At 69.4% G+C, this 19,186-nt stretch carries 16 protein-coding genes and 1 tRNA gene; 15 read left to right on the top strand and 2 right to left on the bottom strand.

The window, feature by feature from the left end; genetic code table 11:
* The first annotated feature begins 257 nt into the window (after positions 1 to 257).
* From ACFV5H_RS18775 to glmS, 8 genes are all read left to right on the top strand, one after another.
* Positions 258 to 1,307: an ABC transporter substrate-binding protein gene (locus ACFV5H_RS18775; protein ID WP_385053786.1), complete on the top strand. Its 1,050-nt coding sequence runs from the start codon at positions 258 to 260 to the stop codon at positions 1,305 to 1,307.
* A gap of 181 nt (positions 1,308 to 1,488) precedes the next feature.
* Entirely contained in the window at positions 1,489 to 2,931 is a 1,443-nt protein-coding gene (desA, locus tag ACFV5H_RS18770) for a lysine decarboxylase DesA (protein ID WP_385195897.1), read from the top strand.
* Entirely contained in the window at positions 2,915 to 4,207 is a 1,293-nt protein-coding gene (locus ACFV5H_RS18765) for a lysine N(6)-hydroxylase/L-ornithine N(5)-oxygenase family protein (protein WP_385195895.1), read from the top strand. Before desA ends, ACFV5H_RS18765 begins: the two co-directional genes overlap by 17 nt.
* Positions 4,204 to 4,743: a GNAT family N-acetyltransferase gene (locus tag ACFV5H_RS18760; protein ID WP_385195892.1), complete on the top strand. Its 540-nt coding sequence runs from the start codon at positions 4,204 to 4,206 to the stop codon at positions 4,741 to 4,743. The genes ACFV5H_RS18765 and ACFV5H_RS18760 overlap by 4 nt, the downstream gene beginning before the upstream one ends.
* Positions 4,740 to 6,512 carry an IucA/IucC family protein gene (locus tag ACFV5H_RS18755; protein ID WP_385053775.1) on the top strand — a complete coding sequence of 591 codons (1,773 nt, stop codon included), beginning with the start codon at positions 4,740 to 4,742 and terminating at the stop codon, positions 6,510 to 6,512. The genes ACFV5H_RS18760 and ACFV5H_RS18755 overlap by 4 nt, the downstream gene beginning before the upstream one ends.
* 141 nt (positions 6,513 to 6,653) lie before the next feature.
* Positions 6,654 to 7,535 carry a DUF4429 domain-containing protein gene (locus ACFV5H_RS18750; RefSeq protein WP_385053772.1) on the top strand — a complete coding sequence of 294 codons (882 nt, stop codon included), beginning with the start codon at positions 6,654 to 6,656 and terminating at the stop codon, positions 7,533 to 7,535.
* A gap of 85 nt (positions 7,536 to 7,620) precedes the next feature.
* Positions 7,621 to 7,878, top strand: a complete 258-nt coding sequence (locus ACFV5H_RS18745; RefSeq protein ID WP_030217181.1) for a hypothetical protein — start codon at positions 7,621 to 7,623, stop codon at positions 7,876 to 7,878.
* Positions 7,879 to 7,890: 12 nt separating this feature from the next.
* A complete protein-coding gene (gene glmS, locus ACFV5H_RS18740; protein WP_385195890.1) occupies positions 7,891 to 9,708 on the top strand; it encodes a glutamine--fructose-6-phosphate transaminase (isomerizing) in 1,818 nt (605 codons plus the stop codon).
* A gap of 174 nt (positions 9,709 to 9,882) precedes the next feature.
* On the opposite strand, the gene ACFV5H_RS18735 is transcribed toward glmS, so the two are convergent.
* Positions 9,883 to 10,410, bottom strand: a complete 528-nt coding sequence (locus ACFV5H_RS18735; protein ID WP_385053766.1) for a universal stress protein — start codon at positions 10,408 to 10,410, stop codon at positions 9,883 to 9,885.
* A gap of 765 nt (positions 10,411 to 11,175) precedes the next feature.
* On the opposite strand from ACFV5H_RS18735, the gene ACFV5H_RS18730 reads away from it, so the two are divergent.
* The 4 genes from ACFV5H_RS18730 to ACFV5H_RS18715 all read left to right on the top strand — a co-directional run bounded on the left by ACFV5H_RS18730 (position 11,176) and on the right by ACFV5H_RS18715 (position 14,347).
* Positions 11,176 to 12,402 carry a helix-turn-helix domain-containing protein gene (locus tag ACFV5H_RS18730; protein WP_385195887.1) on the top strand — a complete coding sequence of 409 codons (1,227 nt, stop codon included), beginning with the start codon at positions 11,176 to 11,178 and terminating at the stop codon, positions 12,400 to 12,402.
* Positions 12,403 to 12,633: 231 nt separating this feature from the next.
* Positions 12,634 to 13,236 carry an oligoribonuclease gene (gene orn, locus ACFV5H_RS18725; RefSeq protein ID WP_385053762.1) on the top strand — a complete coding sequence of 201 codons (603 nt, stop codon included), beginning with the start codon at positions 12,634 to 12,636 and terminating at the stop codon, positions 13,234 to 13,236.
* Between the two features lie 118 nt (positions 13,237 to 13,354).
* Positions 13,355 to 13,427, top strand: a tRNA-His gene (locus ACFV5H_RS18720).
* Between the two features lie 134 nt (positions 13,428 to 13,561).
* Positions 13,562 to 14,347, top strand: coding sequence for a DUF6461 domain-containing protein (locus ACFV5H_RS18715; RefSeq protein WP_385053759.1), 786 nt, complete (start codon positions 13,562 to 13,564; stop codon positions 14,345 to 14,347).
* Between the two features lie 66 nt (positions 14,348 to 14,413).
* On the opposite strand, the gene ACFV5H_RS18710 is transcribed toward ACFV5H_RS18715, so the two are convergent.
* Positions 14,414 to 15,469 (bottom strand): LacI family DNA-binding transcriptional regulator, encoded by a 1,056-nt coding sequence (locus tag ACFV5H_RS18710; protein WP_385195885.1) that lies wholly within the window; start codon positions 15,467 to 15,469, stop codon positions 14,414 to 14,416.
* A gap of 343 nt (positions 15,470 to 15,812) precedes the next feature.
* Here ACFV5H_RS18710 and ACFV5H_RS18705 point away from each other — a divergent pair, with 343 nt between their 5' ends.
* Genes ACFV5H_RS18705 through ACFV5H_RS18695 form a run of 3 tightly spaced genes read left to right on the top strand, consistent with a single transcriptional unit; the run spans position 15,813 to position 19,108 of the window.
* Positions 15,813 to 17,171 carry an ABC transporter substrate-binding protein gene (locus tag ACFV5H_RS18705; RefSeq protein ID WP_385053753.1) on the top strand — a complete coding sequence of 453 codons (1,359 nt, stop codon included), beginning with the start codon at positions 15,813 to 15,815 and terminating at the stop codon, positions 17,169 to 17,171.
* A 5-nt stretch (positions 17,172 to 17,176) separates the two neighbouring features.
* Positions 17,177 to 18,190, top strand: coding sequence for a carbohydrate ABC transporter permease (locus ACFV5H_RS18700; protein WP_385053792.1), 1,014 nt, complete (start codon positions 17,177 to 17,179; stop codon positions 18,188 to 18,190).
* A gap of 12 nt (positions 18,191 to 18,202) precedes the next feature.
* The gene (locus tag ACFV5H_RS18695; protein WP_385053750.1) at positions 18,203 to 19,108 is read left to right on the top strand and encodes a carbohydrate ABC transporter permease; all 906 of its coding nucleotides are present in this window, start codon (positions 18,203 to 18,205) and stop codon (positions 19,106 to 19,108) included.
* The last annotated feature ends 78 nt before the right edge of the window (positions 19,109 to 19,186 follow it).

Here is a 19,186-nt window from a genome sequence, read left to right as displayed (position 1 = left end):
CCCGGCGGGGGGGGGGCGCGGGGTTCCGGGGGGCGGTGGGGCCCGGGCCCGGGGGGCGGGGGCGCAGGGGGCGGCCCGGGGACCCGGGGGGCCGTTGCCGGGACGGCCCCTCGCCGTACGCGGGCGGCGCCGCGGTGCCTCGACCGGCACCGTGACCCACATCACAAGAAGGGTCACCTTCAGTAACCTCTTGAGGTTAGGCTAACCTAATCGCGTTTCAGGCCCTCGGCCCCGCACGCACGAAAGCAGACCCACCCATGTCGAACGCCAGTACCGCCCGCTTCTCCCGTCGGGGACTGCTCGCCGCCGGTGGCGCCCTCGGACTCGGCGCCGTGCTCACCGCCTGCGGGGACGACGACGCGAAGAGCGGTGGCTCGGACGCGACGGGGTCCGGTGAGTCCAAGTCCGGCCCCTGGTCGTTCAAGGACGACCGCGGCACCACCGTGAAGCTCGACAAGGTGCCGACGAACATCGTCGCGTTCACCGGTGTCGCCGCCGCCCTGTTCGACTACGGCATCGAGGTCAAGGGTGTCTTCGGGCCGACCAGGACGACGGACGGCAAGGCCGACGTCCAGGCCGGCGACATGGACGTCAGCAAGCTGACGATCTTCGGCAACAAGTTCGACAGCTTCAACGTCGAGCAGTACGCGGCCTTCCAGCCCGAGGTGCTCGTCTCCACGACGTTCGACGAGGCCGGGTCGCTCTGGTACGTCCCGGAGGCCTCCAAGGACAAGATCGCCAAGCTCGCCCCGAGCGTCGCGATCTCCGTCTACGACCTCCAGATGCCCGAGCCGCTGCAGCGCATGGCCGAGCTGGCCGAATCGCTGGGCGCCGACATGAAGGCCACGAAGGTCGTCGAGGCGAAGAAGAAGTTCGAGGCCGCCGCCGAGCGGCTGCGCAAGGCCGCGAAGGCCCGCCCGGAGATCAGGGTGCTGGCCGGTTCCGCCGCGCAGGACGTCTTCTACGTCTCCGGTTCCAACTACTCCATCGACCTGGAGTACTTCAAGGCCCTCGGCGTGAACCTGGTGGAGCCCCCGGAGGAGGCCAAGAAGGCGACCGGCGGCTGGTTCGAGACGCTGAGCTGGGAGAACGTCGACAAGTACCCGGCCGACGTCATCATCATGGACGACCGCGCCTCGACCATCCAGCCCGCCGACATCACCGAGGCGACCTGGAAGAACCTCCCCGCGGTCAAGGCCGGCCAGGTCATCCCCCGCTCCCCCGAGCCGATCCTGTCCTACGACAAGTGCACGCCGCTCCTCGACAACCTCGCCGAGGCCATCGAGAAGGCCAAGAAGGTCGGCTGACCCCCTGACCGCCCGAACGGGGGCGGCGGAAAACGGATTTGACGCCGGTCACTCCTGACTCAGGAGTGATCACGGTCACGGCGGGGTCCGGTTTCACGGCGTATTACTTAGGTTAGGCTAACCTAAGTAATACGCCGTCGGTTTTCCCCGCACCGGATCGTCCCCACCGGAGGACCCCCACATGCGCTCGCACCTGCTCAACGACACCACCGCGGAGCACTACCGCCGCTCCGTGACCGAAGGAGTCGAGCGGGTGGCGGCCAAACTCGCCACCACCGAAAGGCCGTTCACCGGCGTCACCGTCGACGCGCTCTCCCCCCGCATCGACGGCATCGACCTCGACCAGCCGCTGCACGACACCACCGCCGTGCTGGACGAACTGGAGGACGTCTACCTCCGGGACGCCGTCTACTTCCACCACCCCCGCTACCTCGCCCACCTCAACTGCCCGGTCGTCATCCCGGCCCTGCTCGGCGAGGCCGTGCTCTCCGCCGTCAACTCCTCCCTGGACACCTGGGACCAGTCGGCCGGCGGCACCCTCATCGAGCGGAAGCTCATCGACTGGACGGCGGGCCGCATCGGGCTCGGCCCGGCCGCCGACGGCGTGTTCACCTCCGGCGGCACCCAGTCCAACCTCCAGGCACTGCTGCTGGCCCGCGAGGAGGCCAAGACCGAGGACCTGGCGAAACTGCGCATCTTCGCCTCCGAGGTCAGCCACTTCAGCGTGAAGAAGTCCGCGAAACTGCTCGGCCTCGGCCCGGACGCCGTCGTGTCGGTCCCCGTCGACCACGACAAGCGCATGCAGACCGTCGCCCTCGCCCACGAACTGGAGCGCTGCGCCGGGGCGGGCCTGGTCCCCATGGCCGTCGTCGCCACCGCCGGCACCACCGACTTCGGCTCCATCGACCCGCTGCCGGAGATCGCCGGACTGTGCGCGCAGTACGGCGTGTGGATGCACGTGGACGCCGCCTACGGCTGCGGACTGCTCACCTCCCTGAAGCACCGGGACCGCATCGACGGCATCGAGCACGCCGACTCCGTCACCGTCGACTACCACAAGTCCTTCTTCCAGCCGGTCAGTTCGTCGGCCGTGCTGGTCCGCGACGCGGCCACGCTGCGGCACGCCACCTACCACGCGGAGTACCTCAACCCGCGCCGCATGGTGCAGGAACGTATCCCCAACCAGGTGGACAAGTCCCTGCAGACCACCCGCCGCTTCGACGCGCTGAAGCTGTGGATGACGCTGCGCGTGATGGGCGCCGACGGCATCGGGCAGCTCTTCGACGAGGTGTGCGACCTGGCCGCCGAGGGCTGGAGACTGCTGGCCGCCGACCCCCGCTTCGACGTCGTGGTCGAGCCGAGCCTGTCCACCCTGGTCTTCCGCCACGTCCCGGCCGCCGTCACCGACCCCGCCGAGATCGACCGCGCCAACCTCTACGCCCGCAAGGCCCTGTTCGCCTCCGGTGACGCGGTGGTCGCGGGCACCAAGGTGGCGGGGCGCCACTACCTGAAGTTCACCCTGCTGAACCCCGAGACCACGACGTCCGACATCGCCGCCGTCCTCGATCTGATCGCCGGCCACGCCGAGCAGTACCTGGGAGAGTCCCTTGACCGCGCTTCCTGAAGCCCCCGAGACCACCTACGACTTCGTGGGCATCGGACTGGGCCCCTTCAACCTCGGCCTCGCCTGCCTCACCGAGCCCATCGACGAACTCGACGGCGTCTTCCTGGAGTCCAAGCCCGACTTCGCCTGGCACGCCGGCATGTTCCTCGACGGCGCCCACCTGCAGACCCCGTTCATGTCGGACCTGGTCACCCTGGCCGACCCGACCTCCCCGTACTCCTTCCTCAACTACCTGAAGGAGAAGGGGCGGCTGTACTCGTTCTACATACGCGAGAACTTCTACCCGCTGCGGGTCGAGTACGACGACTACTGCCGCTGGGCCGCCGGCAAGCTGAGCAGCATCCGCTTCGGCACGACGGTCACCGAGGTGACGTACGACGAGGACGACGGGCTGTACTCCGTGGCGACGGCGGCCGGTGGGACCTACCGCGCCCGGCACCTGGTGCTCGGCACCGGGACCGTGCCGTTCGTCCCCGAGCCGTGCCGCGGCCTGGACGGCGGGCTCTTCCACAACGCGCAGTACATGCACCGCAAGGCGGAGCTGCTGGACAAGAAGTCCGTCACGGTCGTCGGCAGCGGGCAGAGCGCCGCCGAGATCTACTACGAGCTGCTCTCCGAGATCGACGTCCACGGCTACCAGCTCAACTGGGTCACCCGCTCCCCGCGGTTCTTCCCGCTGGAGTACACCAAGCTGACCCTGGAGATGACCTCCCCGGACTACATCGACTACTTCCGCGCGCTGCCCGAGGAGACCCGCTACCGGCTGGAGAAGCAGCAGAAGGGCCTCTTCAAGGGCATCAACTCGGAGCTGATCGACGCGATCTTCGACCTGCTCTACCAGAAGAACGTCGAGAGCGGCGACCGGCCGGTGGCCACCCGGCTGCTCACCAACTCCTCGCTCACCACCGCCCGTCACGAGGACGGCGGCTACACGCTCGGCTTCCACCAGGACGAGCAGGGCAAGGACTTCGAGATCCGCACCGAGGGCCTGGTGCTGGCCACCGGCTACCACTACGAGCCGCCGGCGTTCCTCGACCCGGTCCGTGACCGGATCCGTTTCGACGGGCACGGCCGCTTCGACGTGAGCCGCGACTACGCCATCGACGTCACCGGCCGCGGCATCTTCCTGCAGAACGCCGGCGTCCACACGCACAGCATCACCAGCCCCGACCTGGGCATGGGCCCGTACCGGAACGCGACCATCATCCGCGAGCTGCTCGGCACCGAGTACTACCCCGTCGAGAAGGCCGTCGCGTTCCAGGAGTTCGCCGTATGAGCATCGGTACGTTCACCGTCCGCCCCCTGGACCCGCTGAAGGACGCCGAGCTGCTGCACCGCTGGGTCACCGACCCCAAGGCGGCGTTCTGGATGATGCAGGACGCGAAGCTCCAGGACGTCGAGCGCGAGTACATGCGCATCGCCGCCCACGAGCACCACCACGCCTACCTGGGCCTGCACGACGGCGAACCGGCCTTCCTGATGGAGAAGTACGACCCCCGGTACGTCGAACTCGTCGGCCTGTACGACCCCGAGCCCGGCGACGTCGGCATGCACTTCCTGGTCGCGCCGACCGACCGGCCGCTCCACGGCTTCACCCGGGCCGTCATCACCGCCGTGATGGAGGAGCTGTTCGCCGACCCGGCCACCCGCCGGGTGGTGGTCGAACCGGACGTGACCAACAAGGCCGTGCACGCGCTGAACGAGGCCGTGGGCTTCGTGCCCGAGCGCGAGATCGACAAGCCGGAGAAGCGCGCGCTGCTGAGCTTCTGCACGCGTGAACAGTTCGAGGCCGCCCGAGGAGCATCCGTATGACCCCGTCCGACGCCGTGGCGCACCTGTCCCCCCACCGCTGGGCGCGGGCCAACCGCCTGCTGATCCGCAAGGCGCTCGCCGAGTTCGCGCACGAGCGGCTCGTCGCACCGGAGGCCACCGGCGACGGCGGGTACGTCGTCCGCAGCGACGACGGCCTGACCCGCTACACCTTCACGGCGACGCTCCGCGCCCTGGACCACTGGGTGATCGACGCCGACTCGATCACCCGCCGGCGCGGCGACACCGAACTCGAGCTCGCGGCCCTGGACTTCTTCATCGAGCTGCAGAAGTCCCTGGGCCTGAGCGAGGAGATCCTGCCGGTGTACCTGGAGGAGATCTCCTCCACCCTCTCCGGCACCTGCTACAAGCTCACCAAGCCGCGGGTCCCCGTCGCCGAGCTGGTCGACGCCGGCTTCCAGGCCATCGAGACCGGGATGACCGAGGGCCACCCCTGCTTCGTCGCCAACAACGGACGGCTCGGCTTCGGCATCCACGAGTACCGGTCGTACGCGCCGGAGACGGCGAACCCGGTCCGGCTGGTGTGGCTGGCCGCGCACCGCTCGCGGGCCGCGTTCACGGCGGGCGTCGGGATCGAGTACGAGTCGTTCGTCCGGCAGGAACTGGGCGAGGAGACCGTCGAGGGCTTCCACGGCATCCTGCGCGGGCGGGACCTCGACCCCGACGACTACCTCCTCATCCCCGTCCACCCCTGGCAGTGGTGGAACAAGCTGTCCGTCACCTTCGCCGCCGAGGTGGCGCGCGGGCACCTGGTCTGCCTGGGCGAGGGCGACGACGAGTACCTGGCCCAGCAGTCCATCCGCACCTTCTTCAACACCTCGCACCCCGAGAAGCACTACGTGAAGACGGCCCTGTCCGTCCTCAACATGGGCTTCATGCGCGGACTGTCCGCCGCCTACATGGAGGCGACCCCGGCGATCAACGACTGGCTGGCCCGGCTGATCGACAACGACCCGGTGCTGCGGGCCACGGGGCTGTCCATCATCCGCGAGCGGGCCGCCGTGGGCTACCGGCACCTGGAGTACGAGCAGGCCACGGACCGCTACTCGCCGTACCGCAAGATGCTGGCCGCGCTGTGGCGGGAGAGCCCGGTGCCGTCCCTGAAGGACGGCGAGTCGCTCGCCACCATGGCCTCCCTGGTCCACGTCGACCACGAGGGGAGGTCCTTCGCGGGCGCGCTGATCGAGCGGTCGGGGCTGGCTCCGGCCGAGTGGCTGCGGCACTACCTGCGGGCGTACTACGTCCCGCTGCTGCACAGCTTCTACGCCTACGACCTGGTGTACATGCCGCACGGCGAGAACGTGATCCTCGTCCTGGAGGACGGGGTGGTGCGGCGGGCGGTCTACAAGGACATCGCCGAGGAGATCGCGGTGATGGACCCGGACGCGGTGCTTCCGCCGGAGGTCTCCCGCATCCGGGTGGAGGTCCCGGACGACACGAAGCTGCTGTCGGTCTTCACGGACGTCTTCGACTGCTTCTTCCGCTTCCTCGCGGCGAACCTCGCCGAGGAGGGCGTCGTGGAGGAGGACGACTTCTGGGGCACGGTCGCGGAGATCACCCGCGAGTACCAGACGTCGGTCCCCGAACTCGCCGACAAGTTCACCCGCTACGACATGTTCGCCCCCGAGTTCGCCCTCTCCTGCCTCAACCGCCTCCAGCTCCGCAACAACAGGCAGATGGTCGACCTGACGGACCCGTCGGGCGCGCTCCAGCTGGTGGGCAACCTGAAGAACCCGATCGCGGGGTTCTGAGCACAAACGGACGGGCACCCGGAGTACGGTCCTCCGGGTGCCCGTCACTGCGAACGCCGTCGGGGCGAACCCCCTTGGGGGCGCGGGGAACTGCGCGATCAGCCCCCACCGGCCCGCAGATCCGATGAAACAATCGATCCCATGGCGGAAATCATCCAGAAGGACGGCACCTGGACCTTCGACGGGGACGCCCTGCGGCTGACCCCCGGACGGGACAAGAACGTCGGCCTGCTCCGCAGGACCCTGGGTGAACTGGTGGTGCCGCTACAGGCGTTGGCCGGCATCTCCCTGGAGCAGGGCAAGAAGTCGGGACGGCTCAAGCTGCGCCTGCGCGACGGCGCCGACCCCCTGCTGCACGCGACCGGCGGCCGGCTCACCGAACCGCACGACCCCTACCAACTGGTCGTCGACTCCGACCGCTACGGCGTCGCCGAGTACTTCACGGAGGAGGTCCGCACCGCCCTGCTGCTGGACCAGGTCCCCTCCGACCCGGTCACCGAGTACCTGCTGCCCGGCCCGTCCGTGCCGCTGTCCGTCTCCGCCGGGGACGGCACGGTCAGCTTCGACGGCGAGCGCATACGGCTGGAGTGGAACTGGAAGACGGAGGACGCCAAGGCCGCCGCCGGCACCCGTACCCTCGCGATGGCGGACCTGACCGGCGTGGAGTGGCAGCCGGCGGTCGGACTGGAGAACGGCCACCTCCGTTTCTCCGTCCGGCACTCCCCCACCAAGGCCCCCGCCAAGTACGACCCGAACTCGGTGGAGCTGTGGGGCTTCAAGAAGGACCCGCTGATGGCGCTCGTCGCCGCCGCCGTCCAGGCCCGCCTGCCGCACCCGTCCGCACCCGCCGACGACCACCCGCAGGAGCTGGAGGCCGCACCTCGGCCCCTGACCGCCCCCGCCGAGGACGACCACGACGCCCTGCTGCGCCGGCTGCGGGAGCTGGGCGAGCTGCACCGGTCCGGGGTGCTGACGGACGAGGAGTTCACCCTCGCCAAACAGGCCGTCCTCAAGCGCTTGTAAGCCGGACCTGGGCCCCGCCTGTGAGTCCTGCCCGAAATCGGGCACGTTTGTTGCGAAACCGCGGTCGGTACCCCAGGATCATCGAGTGCACGACGAACTCGTTGATCATCTGACGCGGTCCACGCCCCTCAGCCGGGGCGAGGCGCTGCGCGTGGTCCAGGACGTGCTCGCCTACTTCGACGAGACGACCGAGGAGTACGTCCGTCGCCGCCACCGCGAGCTCCAGGCCCAGGGCCTGGTGAACGCGACGATCTTCGAACGGATCGAGGCGGACCTCAGATACCGCGCGGTGGCCCCGCCCGAGCTCTCGCTCCGGCAACTGCGCCGCATCGTCTACGGCTAGGAACATACACATATGTGCGGAATCGTCGGATACATCGGCAGGCGTGAGGTCGCCCCCCTGCTGCTGGAGGGCTTGCAGCGCCTGGAGTACCGCGGCTACGACTCGGCGGGCATCGCCGTCACGTCGCCGAAGGCGTCCGGCCTGAAGATGGTCAAGGCCAAGGGCCGGGTGCGTGACCTCGAGGCCAAGGTCCCGGCGCGCTTCAAGGGCACCACCGGCATCGCCCACACCCGCTGGGCCACCCACGGTGCCCCCTCCGACGTGAACGCCCACCCGCACCTGGACGCCGAGGGCAAGGTCGCCGTCGTCCACAACGGCATCATCGACAACGCCTCCGACCTGCGCCGCAAGCTGGAGGCGGACGGCGTCGAGTTCCTCTCCGAGACCGACACCGAGGTCCTCGTCCACCTCATCGCCCGCTCGACGGCCGAGAAGCTGGAGGACAAGGTCCGCGAGACCGTGCGCCTCATCGAGGGCACGTACGGCATCGCCGTCCTGCACGCCGACTTCCCGGACCGCATCGTGGTGGCCCGCAACGGCTCGCCGGTCGTGCTCGGCATCGGCGAGAAGGAGATGTTCGTCGCCTCGGACATCGCCGCGCTGGTCGCGCACACCCGTCAGATCGTGACGCTGGACGACGGCGAGATGGCGACGCTGAAGGCCGACGACTTCCGCACCTACACCACCGAGGGCACCCGTACGACCGCCGAGCCGACCACCGTGGAGTGGGAGGCGGCGTCGTACGACATGGGTGGTCACGACACCTACATGCACAAGGAGATCCACGAGCAGGCCGAGGCCGTGGACCGCGTGCTGCGCGGCCGGATCGACGACCGCTTCTCCACCGTGCACCTGGGCGGCCTCAACCTGGACGCCCGCGAGGCGCGCCGGATCCGCCGGGTGAAGATCCTCGGCTGCGGCACCTCGTACCACGCCGGCATGATCGGCGCGCAGATGATCGAGGAGCTGGCCCGGATCCCCGCCGACGCCGAGCCGGCCTCCGAGTTCCGCTACCGCAACGCGGTCGTGGACCCCGACACCCTGTACGTGGCGGTCTCCCAGTCCGGTGAGACGTACGACGTGCTGGCGGCCGTGCAGGAGCTGAAGCGCAAGGGCGCGCGGGTGCTGGGCGTGGTCAACGTCGTCGGCTCCGCGATCGCCCGCGAGGCGGACGGCGGCGTCTACGTGCACGCCGGGCCCGAGGTCTGCGTGGTGTCCACCAAGTGCTTCACCAACACCACGGTCGCCTTCGCCCTGCTCGCCCTGCACCTGGGCCGCACCCGTGACCTGTCGGTGCGCGACGGCAAGCGGATCATCGAGGGTCTGCGCAGGCTCCCGGGCCAGATCGCCGAGATCATGGAGCAGGAGGAGGAGATCAAGAAGCTGGCCCTGCGGTACGCCGAGGCCCGCTCGATGCTCTTCATCGGCCGTGTCCGGGGCTACCCGGTGGCCCGTGAGGCCTCCCTGAAGCTCAAGGAGGTCTCCTACATCCACGCCGAGGCGTACCCGGCCTCCGAGCTGAAGCACGGCCCGCTGGCCCTGATCGAGCCGGCCCTCCCCACGGTCGCGATCGTCCCGGACGACGACCTGCTGGAGAAGAACCGCGCGGCCATGGAGGAGATCAAGGCCCGCAGCGGCCAGATCGTGGCGGTCGCCCACCAGGCCCAGGAGAAGGCCGACCACACCCTCCTCGTCCCCAAGAACGAGGACGAACTCGACCCCATCCTCATGGGCATCCCCCTCCAACTCCTCGCCTACCACACGGCCTTGGCCCTCGGCAGGGACATCGACAAGCCGAGGAACCTCGCCAAGTCGGTAACGGTCGAGTAGGACGCCCGGGAGCGCGGGGCCGTACCGGGGAACCTCACCGAGTCAGCAACGGTGGAGCAAGCGCCCCATAGGGGCGCGGGGAACTGCGCGACAAGCCCCCACGCGCCCGCACAGGCCGAATCACAGGACGGATCCCTGCGTGTTGTCACCCAACACCCGGGGATCCGTACCCACTTACGGAATAACGACGACCGGCCGCTGCGCCCGCTTGGCCAACCGCCCGGCGACGGACCCGAAAAGCCGCCCCACGAGCCCGTGGGTGGAACCCACGACGATCGCATCGGCGGCATACTCCCGCCCCACCTCCTCGAGCTCATGGCAGATGTCCCCGCCACGCTCGACGAGAATCCACGGCACCTCGGCCAGATAATCCGCACAGGCCAGCTCGAGTCCGAGCACCTCCGTGCGGTGGTCCGGGACGTCCACGAAGACCGGCGGCTCACAGCCCGCCCACACGGTCGTGGGCAGCCGGTTGGCGACATGGACGATGATCAGGCCCGAGCCGAAGCGCCGGGTCATACCGATGGCGTAGGCGAGGGCCCGTTCGCTGGAGGTGGAGCCGTCGAAGCCGACGACCACACCGTGCCGGAACGCGGGGTCGCAGGGATGGCGTGGTTCCTCCGCCGCCAGGGGTTCGGCCGCCGTGGGATCGGCGACCGGCCGCTTGCGGTCCGCGGGTTCGAAGAATTCGTGACCGGCCATGGCTGTCTCGGAGTTGTGATCCTTTGTGGGGGACGACAGTGTGCGGCGGAGCTGTGTCCGGGAATTATCTTCCCAACCCCATACCCCCAAGGGTACGGCGGCACGCCTCCTAAGCCCAGATCCCGCGCATACCGGCAGGCGGGTTCCCCGGAGCATGCACGAGGGTCCGCCCGTCACGCAATGGTTGCTGTGCTGTACAGGTGATTTGCACAGGGTTCACTTGCCGGCGGGAGTGATCCGTCGCGGACCCGCAGTGGCCGACGACCCGGCCGTACGCCGAGCCCCGTGGCCCGCCCCGCGGAGCACTCCGTGCCGGCTGCCGCCCGGGAGGAACCGGAGCCCTTGCGGGGCCGGCGCGGACGGTGGCGGGGATACACCGGTCAACTGACCGGTTTCCATGCCCTCACCCCTATCTTTTCAGCCAACTTCTGGCCGGTGTGCATCCTCCGCCGTAACCACCCCCCAACCCCCGTTCGACCTGCGCGGAAAGGGGCCGCCGGGCCCCGCGCACCCTACGTGGATTGGCCACTGCGACAAGGCGCACTTCCCCGCACGGCCCACGAGTGCAACGCTTCGTGATCGAATGCTTCACGCCAAGTTGCCAAGTCGACAATGCGCCGGGTGGCGAACCGGCCACCGGCGCGCAACGGGACGCAGTAGATTCGATCTTGATGTCTTACGGCGGGGGACTCGTGCAGGACCGAGGGGAAACGTGCAGGAGCGACACAACCGAGGAGCCGCGACCACCGAGGGGGGCTTAGCAGTATGAGCCACGACTCCACTGCCGCGCCGGAGACGGCGGCCCGGAAACTCTCCGGCCGCCGCCGCAAGGAGATCGTCGCGGTGCTGCTGTTCAGCGGCGGCCCCATCTTCGAGAGTTCCATACCGCTGTCGGTGTTCGGGGTTGACCGCCAGGACGCCGGCGTACCGCGCTACCGCTTGCTCGTGTGCGGAGGCGAAGAGGGCCCGCTACGGACGACGGGAGGCCTGGAACTCACCGCACCGCATGGCCTGGAGGCGATATCCCGGGCGGGCACCGTCGTGGTGCCGGCCTGGCGTTCGATCACCTCGCCACCGCCGGAGGAGGCCCTGGACGCACTGCGCCGGGCCCATGAGGAGGGCGCCCGCATCGTCGGGCTGTGCACCGGCGCCTTCGTCCTCGCGGCGGCGGGCCTGCTGGACGGCCGTCCCGCGACCACACACTGGATGTACGCGCCGACGCTGGCGAAACGCTATCCGTCGGTGCACGTCGATCCACGGGAACTCTTCGTGGACGACGGTGACGTGCTGACGTCCGCGGGCACCGCGGCCGGAATCGATCTGTGCCTGCACATCGTGCGCACCGATCACGGCAACGAGGCGGCCGGCGCGCTGGCCCGCCGCCTGGTGGTGCCGCCGCGCCGCAGCGGAGGCCAGGAGCGCTACCTGGACAGGTCTTTACCCGAGGAGATCGGCGCCGACCCGCTCGCCGAGGTCGTCGCCTGGGCGCTGGAGCACCTCCACGAACAGTTCGACGTGGAGACGCTGGCGGCGCGCGCGTACATGAGCCGTCGTACGTTCGACCGCCGGTTCCGCTCGCTGACCGGCAGCGCGCCGCTGCAGTGGCTGATCACGCAGCGGGTGCTCCAGGCGCAGCGCCTGCTGGAGACGTCGGACTACTCGGTGGACGAGGTCGCCGGCCGCTGCGGCTTCCGCTCACCGGTCGCGCTGCGCGGCCACTTCCGGCGCCAGCTGGGTTCGTCCCCGGCCGCCTACCGGGCCGCGTACCGCGCGCGGCGCCCGCAGGCCGACCGGAACCAGGACACCGAGGGCACCCCGAGCACCGCGGGAACCCTCCCACCGGGCCAGCCGGGCCACGCGGGACCCCATGCACCACCCGCCCTGCACCCGGACAACCCGCTCCCGCACCAGTCCCGCCGCACGGCGGCGGCCAGCGCCCTGGGCCCGTCCCTGACGGCCTCGGCCCTCCCGGGCCAGCGCGGCGCGCCGTGAGCCGACCGCCGAAGGGGCCGGAGGCCGATGCCTCCGGCCCCTTCGGCGGTACTGACGCGACCGCCCGGCCACAACCAGCCCTTGGGGCCACCCCGCCGGGGGAGCTCGATGACGAGGCCCGTCCAGGGCCGGAGCGGGGCCCGGGGACGGCAGCCCCTGTGACGTTCACACCGGCACGGGCAGGTATCACCACAGGCCCCACACAGCGCGGCGCACCGTAAGGTTAGACACATGAACGATCGCATGGTGTGGATCGACTGCGAGATGACCGGCCTCTCGCTGTCGGACGACGCGCTCATCGAAGTGGCCGCCCTCGTCACCGACTCCGAACTGAACGTGCTCGGCGAGGGCGTGGACATCGTTATCCGTCCACCGGAACAGGCCCTGGAGACGATGCCGGAGGTGGTGCGGGAGATGCACACCGCGTCCGGACTGCTCGCCGAGCTGGAGGGCGGCACGACACTCGAGGACGCCGAGCGGCAGGTCCTCGACTACGTGAAGGAACACGTCAAGGAGCCCGGCAAGGCCCCCCTGTGCGGCAATTCCGTCGGCACCGACCGCGGGTTCCTGCTGCGGGACATGCCGACCCTGGAGGACTACCTCCACTACCGCATCGTGGACGTGTCCAGCATCAAGGAGCTGGCCCGCCGCTGGTACCCGAGGGCGTACTTCAACAGCCCCGAGAAGAACGGCAACCACCGCGCCCTCGCCGACATCCGCGAATCCATCGCGGAGCTGCGCTACTACCGCGAGGCCGTCTTCGTACCGCAGCCGGGGCCCGACTCGGACACCGCGAAGAAGATCGCCGCGAAACACGTCCTGCCTGCTCAGTAGGCGGATCGGGGGGTCGTCGGGGGCCGCCGCGGAAAGCGTGCGCGAGCACCCCTTCGGACCCTGTACACTTTTTCTCGGCCGGTCGGAGAAGTCACTGACCTCAACCGACAAGGCCATGGTGGGTGTAGCTCAGCTGGTAGAGCACCTGGTTGTGGTCCAGGATGCCGCGGGTTCGAGTCCCGTCACTCACCCTCACCAGTACAGCCGGTGACCTTGCGCCAAGGTCACCGGCTGTACTCGTTTCCGTCACCGGGATGTCAGCGGGCCGACCTACGGTCGTCGGCGAACAGGCGTAGGGCCTGTTCGCCGTCACAGGGGAGGGCACGTGAGCGACGGTGTGCAGTGGATGGTCGGCGCGGTGACGAGTTCCGGATACACGTTCGATGTGCACTTCGCCCGTGGCATCGACGCCGAGGAGCTGGCGGTGCGCATGGGGGCTCGGCGCGGGGCGGCCACCGGGCCGATGACCGACGCCGAGATGGAGGACCTCGACGTCGACGGCTACCCCAGGACCGGACCGGGCAGCGCCGCGGTCCGTGTCGGTGAACACGCCGGCTGGGCGTTCGCCGTCCTCTACGGCCGCTACCTCGAGCGGCGGGAGGAGGTCTCGCGCGACGGCGCGGAGGCCGTCCACTACCACTACAACTCGGAGCACCCGCCCACCAACGTCCTGTACGCGCGCGACGGCCGCACCGTCTGCGGACACGGGCTGGGCGAGGAGCACGTCCGCTGGGGCGAGGAACCCGATCTGCTCCTGCCCGACCTGGTGGCCGCGGGACTCCTGCTCCCGGACGGTGTGACGGACCCCGTCCCCGAAGAGGAGTACGACGACTACGAGATCCACGACTACCACGAACGCGACCGCCGCAGCCTGGCCGTCTTCGAGAAGCACCTCGGCCTCTCCCTGCCCCGCACCGTGTTCACCGACCGCCTTCCCGTGTACGCGGTCGCGGGTTCACCGGCGAACGACTTCGAGGAGATCAGCGCGTGGGCCGAGGCCGACGGCAGACCGCTGCCGGACCGGCGCCTGGGCCTGGTCCCGGCCGGCCTGCGCAGGGAATACGAGCAGGCCACCGACCCCCGGTGGGGAAACGCGGGACGCACCGCGTAGCCGTCGGCACGTTCCGCGCCGGCGAGGCCCTCAAGGCCCCGGCCCCCGGCACGGAGCACTGCGGCGTCACGACGAGGCGCGGCCCACCAGTTCCGTCGCCAGCACCATCTGGCGCCGCTCCAGTTCCCGGGACGCCGACGGGCGGCGGTCGGCGACCTCGGCGAGGAGGAGGTCGATCATCGCGCGGCCCATCTCCTCTATCGGCTGGCGCACGCTGGTCAGCGGCGGGTCCATGTGGCGGGCGATGGCGGAGTCGTCGTAGCCGACCAGGGCCACGTCCTCGGGGATGCGGCGGCCCGCGTCGCGCAGGGCGTGCCGGGCGCCGGCCGCGGTGACGTCCGAGGCGGCGAAGACGGCGTCCAGGTCGGGGCGGCGCTCCAGCAGGGCCGCCATCGCGCGCCGGCCACCGCCCTCGGTGAAGTCGCCCGGCTCGATCAGCAGGTCGTCCGCCTCGTGGCCCGCGTCGCGCAGGGCGTCGCGGTAGCCGTCGATGCGCCGCTGCGCGCCGTACACGTCGAGGTGGCCGGTGATGTGGGCTATGGTGCGCCGGCCCCGGCCGATGAGGTGCTCGACGGCCTGGCGGGCGCCGCCGTAGTTGTCGGAGTCCACGGAGGCGAGCGTCTCGGCGGCCGAGCGGGGGCCGCTGATCACGGCCGGGATCTCCAGCTGGGACAGCATGTCGGGCAGCGGGTCGTCGGCGTGCACCGAGACCAGCAGCACGCCGTCCACCCGGTGGGCGGCGAGGTACTCGGCGAGCCGCTGCCGCTCCCGGTCGCTGCCCGCGAAGATCAGCAGCAGCTGCATCTCGGTGTCGGAGAGCGCCGCGCCGACACCCCGGAGCATGTCGGAGAAGTACGGTTCGGCGAAGAACCGGGTCTCCGGTTCGGGCACGACGAGGGCGATGGCGTCCGTGCGGTTGGCGGCCAGGGCGCGGGCCGCCGTGTTCGGGACATAACCGAGCTCGGCGACCGCGGCTTCCACGGCGGCGCGTGTGGCGTCGCTCACCCGGGGCGAGCCGTTGATCACCCGGGAGACCGTGCCGCGGCCCACACCGGCGCGCGCGGCCACCTCTTCGAGGGTGGGACGGCCTCCGCTCCGGCCCCGCGCTCCGTGGCTTGCCATCGGCCCCGCCTTCCGTCGTATGTCACGCTGGCCTGGAATGTAACAGCCCCGCCAGTGACGGCGGCCACCGCCGGGAGGGCGGTGTACGGACTCCGGGCTTCCGGGAGCGGGCGCCCGGCGTCAAGTTAACAGGCAGATAACTGAAGGCACTTTGCCGCGTCTGCTCCCTTGACACCCCCGCTCCGACCCGCGACTCTTCAACACATCACTTGTGGGAGCGCTCCCACAGTACCTGACACATACACAACCCGCACGTTCCCCGCCCGAGCCGCAACGCGCAAGATACGGGTCCAACAAAGCCGTTGGCCGGGGGGTCGGCACGTCAGGGCAACAGGAGGACGCAATGCGAGCACGTACCCTCCCCCTCTCCCGTCAGCGGTCGGGCGGGGGGAAGCCCATCGCCCGTAAGGCGCTGGCCATAGCGGCCGTGGTGTCGCTGGGCACCGGGCTGCTGGCCGGCTGTGCCGACGACGGTGGTAGCGACGGCGACGGATCCTCGTCCGACAGCGAGGGCAAGACCAAGATCACGATGGGTCTGTTCGGCACCATGGGCTTCCAGGAGGCCGGTCTCTACGCCGAGTACGAGAAGCTGAACCCGGACATCAAGATCGAGCAGACGGTCGTCGAGCGGAACGAGAACTACTACCCCGCTCTGCTGAACCACCTCACCACCAACAGCGGTCTGATGGACGTCCAGGCCATCGAGATCGCCAACATCGCCGAGGTCGTCGGCACCCAGGCGGACAAGTTCGTGGACATGTCCAAGGCCGAGGGCGTGGACAAGAAGAACTGGCTCGACTGGAAGTGGGAGCAGGCCACCACCAAGGACGGCCAGACCGTCGGTCTCGGCACCGACGTCGGCCCGATGGCCATCTGTTACCGCAAGGACCTCTTCGAGAAGGCCGGCCTGCCGACCGACCGCGCGGAGGTCGGCAAGCTGTGGGCCGGTGACTGGAACAAGTTCATCGAGACCGGTGAGAAGTACAAGAAGAAGGCCGGCGACGACACCTTCTTCATGGACTCCCCCGGCGGCCTGCTCAACGCCGTCCTCAGCAGTGAGGAGGAGAAGTTCTACGACGAGTCCGGCGAGGTCATCTACAAGACCAACCCGGCCGTCAAGGACGCCTTCGACCTGACCGCCGAGGCCGCCGAGAAGGGCCTGGTCCAGTCGCAGACGCAGTTCCAGCCGGCCTGGGACACCACGATCGCCAACAGCAAGTTCGCCACCGTCGCCTGCCCGCCGTGGATGCTCGGCACCATCAAGGGCAAGGCGAAGCCGGAGGACGCCGGCAAGTGGGACGTGGCCGTGGCGCCCAAGTCCGGCAACTGGGGCGGCTCCTTCCTCGGCGTGCCGAAGAGCGGCAAGAACGTCGAGGAGGCGCAGAAGCTGGTGGCCTGGCTGACCGCGCCCGAGCAGCAGGCGAAGCTGTTCAAGGTGCAGGGCAGTTTCCCGAGCACCCCGGGCGCGTACGACAGCCCCGAGGTGACCGGCGCCAAGAACGAGATGACCGGCGACTCCCCGATCGGTGAGATCTTCTCCGAGGCCGCCAAGCAGATCCCGACCCAGGTCATCGGCCCGAAGGACCAGATCATCCAGCAGGGTCTGACGGACAACGGCGTCATCCTGGTGACCAAGGGCAAGTCCGCCAAGGAGGCCTGGGAGACGGCCACCAAGACCATCGACAACAGCCTGGACAAGTGACCAAAATGGCCACCCGCCACGACACCGCCGCGCTCCCCTCCAAGGGGGGCGCGGCCCCGGGCCGTCCGTCCAAGGGCTCCGCGCCCATGGACAAGGACCAGCGACGCCGGGCCAAGCTGTCCCGGCGCTGGCAGCGCGACATGCGCTGGAGCCCGTACGCGTTCGTCTCGCCGTTCTTCCTGCTCTTCCTCGCCTTCGGCCTGTTCCCGCTGATCTACACCGGCTGGGCCTCGCTGCACCAGGTGGAGCTGACCGCCCCGACCGACATGAGCTGGGTCGGGCTGAAGAACTACACCCGGATCTTCGACGACGAGTTCTTCTGGAACGCGGCGCAGAACACCCTGACCATCGGCATCATCGCGACCGTTCCGCAGCTGCTGATCGCGATGGGCATCGCCCACATCCTCAACTACAAGCTGCGGGCCTCGACCTTCTACCGGGTCGCGATGCTCGCTCCGTACGCCACCTCGATCGCCTCCGCCTCCCTGGTGTTCGTGCTGCTCTTCGGTTACGACTACGGCATGATCAACTGGGCGCTCGACTTCGTCGGGATCGACCCGATCGACTGGCAGGGCGACAAGTGGCCCTCGCAGTTCGCCGTCTCGGCGATCATCATCTGGCGCTGGACCGGCTACAACGCGCTGATCTACCTGGCCGCGATGCAGGCGATCCCGCAGGACCTGTACGAGTCGGCGGCGCTGGACGGCGCCAGCCGCTGGAAGCAGTTCATCCACGTGACGCTGCCCTCGCTGCGTCCGACGATCCTGTTCACGGTGGTGGTCTCCACCATCGGTGCCAGCCAGGTCTTCGGCGAGCCGCTGCTGTTCGACGCCAACAAGGGCGCGTCCGGCGGCGCGGAGCACCAGTTCCAGACGCTCGGCCTGTACCTGTACGAGCAGGGCTGGGTGAACCAGCACCTGGGCCGCGCCTCGGCGATCGCCTGGACGATGTTCGCGATCCTGATCGTCATCGGCATCATCAACCAGCTCATCTCGCGCCGGCTGCGCGCCAGCAGTTAAGGAGTTGTGGCCGTGACGACGACTGTGACGCCCCCCGAGACCACACCCGCCAAGGAGTCCAGGCGCCCGCGCCTGCCGAAGTCGGCGCGGGCCGGCGGGACACTGCACGGCGGTCCGATCGCGTACGCGATCCTGATCGTGTTCACGATCGTGTCGCTGTTCCCGCTGGTGTGGACCGCGATCGCCGCCTCCCGGGACAACCAGCGGCTGGCGCAGAACCCGCCGCCGCTCTGGTTCGGTTCCAACCTGTTCAAGAACCTGGAGATCGCCTGGAAGGACGCCAACCTCGGTGAGGCCTTCCTCAACACCACCATCGTGGCGGGCATTTCGGCGGTGACCATCGTGGTGCTGTCGACGATCGCCGGGTTCGCCTTCGCCAAGCTGCGGTTCAAGGGCCGCAACGCGCTGATGCTGATCGTGATCGGCACGATGATGGTGCCGCCGCAGCTCAGCATCATCCCGCTGTACATGATGGTCGCCAAGCTCGACTGGTCCGACCAGCTGCAGGCGGTCATCTTCCCGTCGCTGGTCAGCGCGTTCGGTGTGTTCTTCATGCGGCAGTACCTGCTCCAGGCGCTGCCGGACGAGGTCATCGAGGCGGCCAGGGTGGACGGCGCGAGCAGCTGGCGCGTGATATGGCACGTGGTGTTCCCGGCCGCGCGGCCGGCGATGGCCGTGCTGGGCATGCTGATGTTCGTGCAGACCTGGAACGACTTCCTGTGGCCGTTCCTGGTCCTCACCCAGACCGGCAGCCCGACCGTGCAGGTGGCGGTCGCGGGCCTCGGCCGCGGGTACACCCCGGACCAGTCCCTGATCATGGCGGGTGCGCTGCTGGGTACGCTGCCCCTGCTGCTGGTCTTCACGATCTTCGGCAAGCAGATCGTGGGCGGCATCATGCAGGGCGCCGTCAAGGGCTGACGCCCGATTCACGTTCGTACCCCTGGGGGGCCGGGTCACCGCCGCCTCGGCCCCTCCCCCTCCTTTTCGTACTCGTCG

Source organism: Streptomyces sp. NPDC059787 (genome assembly GCF_042732315.1).
Taxonomy (GTDB): domain Bacteria; phylum Actinomycetota; class Actinomycetes; order Streptomycetales; family Streptomycetaceae; genus Streptomyces; species Streptomyces atrovirens.
Note: the sequence above shows the minus strand (reverse complement) of the source record. Positions and strands in the feature narration are given on the sequence as shown.

Bases quoted from the DNA above. Each gene is read 5' to 3' on its own strand.
- ACFV5H_RS18755 (WP_385053775.1), top strand. From the start codon at position 4,740: ATGACCCCGTCCGACGCCGTGGCGCACCTGTCCCCCCACCGCTGGGCG.
- ACFV5H_RS18775 (WP_385053786.1), top strand. From the start codon at position 258: ATGTCGAACGCCAGTACCGCCCGCTTCTCCCGTCGGGGACTGCTCGCC.
- ACFV5H_RS18760 (WP_385195892.1), top strand. From the start codon at position 4,204: ATGAGCATCGGTACGTTCACCGTCCGCCCCCTGGACCCGCTGAAGGAC.
- desA (WP_385195897.1), top strand. From the start codon at position 1,489: ATGCGCTCGCACCTGCTCAACGACACCACCGCGGAGCACTACCGCCGC.
- glmS (WP_385195890.1), top strand. From the start codon at position 7,891: ATGTGCGGAATCGTCGGATACATCGGCAGGCGTGAGGTCGCCCCCCTG.
- ACFV5H_RS18705 (WP_385053753.1), top strand. From the start codon at position 15,813: ATGCGAGCACGTACCCTCCCCCTCTCCCGTCAGCGGTCGGGCGGGGGG.
- ACFV5H_RS18735 (WP_385053766.1), bottom strand. From the start codon at position 10,410: ATGGCCGGTCACGAATTCTTCGAACCCGCGGACCGCAAGCGGCCGGTC.
- ACFV5H_RS18700 (WP_385053792.1), top strand. From the start codon at position 17,177: ATGGCCACCCGCCACGACACCGCCGCGCTCCCCTCCAAGGGGGGCGCG.
- ACFV5H_RS18710 (WP_385195885.1), bottom strand. From the start codon at position 15,469: ATGGCAAGCCACGGAGCGCGGGGCCGGAGCGGAGGCCGTCCCACCCTC.
- ACFV5H_RS18750 (WP_385053772.1), top strand. From the start codon at position 6,654: ATGGCGGAAATCATCCAGAAGGACGGCACCTGGACCTTCGACGGGGAC.
- ACFV5H_RS18730 (WP_385195887.1), top strand. From the start codon at position 11,176: ATGAGCCACGACTCCACTGCCGCGCCGGAGACGGCGGCCCGGAAACTC.
- orn (WP_385053762.1), top strand. From the start codon at position 12,634: ATGAACGATCGCATGGTGTGGATCGACTGCGAGATGACCGGCCTCTCG.